Annotated in this window: 1 pseudogene; it reads right to left on the reverse strand. The window is 79.6% G+C overall.

Annotated features, from left to right (window positions below):
- Window positions 1-944: pseudogene (locus AB6N23_RS18465) on the reverse strand (hypothetical protein); the annotation flags it as partial.
- Between the last annotated feature and the right edge of the window lie 57 nt (window positions 945-1,001).

Below are 1,001 nucleotides of genomic sequence, written 5' to 3' on the forward strand. Positions count from 1 at the left end.
GTGTGCGCGTCCCGCGCGGCGGCGGCGCGGGCGGCGTCGGCCCGCTCATGCGCGCGCACGGCGTCGTGCAGCGCGGTGACGTCGGCGAGCGCCTGCTCGGCGGTGGCGACCCGCGCGTCGCAGGTGGCGCACGTCGCGCCGTGGGTGCGGGCGGTGTCGCGCTCGGCCACGAGCCCGGCGCGCGCGTCGGGACGCGCGGCGAGCCAGGCGTCGTGCGTGGCGACCTCGGCCCGCAGGTCGTCGATCGCGGCGGCCGCGTCCCGCACCGCACGGCGCAGCCCGTCGAGCTGCTCCTCGAGCGTCACGAGCCGGCGCAGCGCGCTCGCCTCGTCCGCCGCGGCGACGCGCGCGTCCGCGACGAGCGCCCGCCACGCCGCCGTGGCGTCGTCGTCGGCCGCGCCGGCGCCCGCGAAGCCGTCGCCCGGCGCGACGTGGTCCGGCAGGTCGTGGTCCTGCAGGACGTGGACCGGCAGCGCGTCGTCCGGCAGCGCGTCGTCCGGCACCGCGTCGTCCGGCAGCACGTCGTCCGGCAGCACGTCGTCCGGCACCGCGTCGTCGGCTGCGACGTCGGTGGGCGTCCGGACCGCCCCGCGCAGCGCGTCGTGCACGGCGAGCGCCGGGTGCAGGTCGACGGGGGCCGCGTCGACGACCGCGAGCAGCGCCTTGCGGGCGCCCGCCCACGCCGTGGCGGCGTCCTCGGCCCCCAGGAGCAGCGGACGCACGGCGGCCGCCGACCGCGCGGCGGCGAGCCGCAGCACGTCGGCCTCGTGGGCAGCGCGGCCGTCCTCGAGGCGCTCGAGGTCGGCGCGCAGCGTGGTGCGGCGCGCGAGGAGGGCGGCGGTCGCCACGGCGGCGTCGCAGTCGTGACGCGCACGGTCCCACGCGTCGGCCGCGGCGGCGGCGCGCGCGGCGAGGTCGGTCGCGGTCGCGGCGAGCCGTGCCACCGCACCGTCGAACACCTGTCACTAAAACAAATCTCCGATCCCACAAAACTATAACGC

The sequence above is a fragment of the Cellulomonas pasadenensis genome (genome assembly GCF_047229365.1).
GTDB lineage: Bacteria > Actinomycetota > Actinomycetes > Actinomycetales > Cellulomonadaceae > Cellulomonas.